The 278-nt window shown below is 47.1% G+C and carries 1 protein-coding gene; it reads left to right on the top strand.

Features of this window, described 5'->3' with window-relative positions; translation table 11 throughout:
• Positions 1-278: amidohydrolase family protein (locus HC175_RS23700; protein WP_168140153.1), on the top strand; the 278-nt coding region annotated here is incomplete at both ends.

The following is a 278-nucleotide window of genomic DNA, read 5'->3' as shown; positions in this document are numbered from 1 at the left end:
ATGTCGGAGTAAAAGTAAACATGGGAGCCCACGGACAATTACAAGGATTAGGAGCACACTGGGAGCTATGGCTGATCCAGATGGGAGGCATGAGCAACATGGAAGCCCTCAAAACTGCCACAATCAACGCTGCTGAATACATTGGGATGGGTGATGAGATTGGTAGTCTGGCAGAAGGAAAATTAGCCGATCTTATTATTCTGGAGGAGAATCCGCTGGAGGACATTCAGAATACCAACACGATCATCTACACCATGGTAAACGGAAGGCTTTACGAC

Source organism: Salinimicrobium oceani (assembly GCF_012037645.1).
Note: the sequence above shows the minus strand (reverse complement) of the source record. Positions and strands in the feature narration are given on the sequence as shown.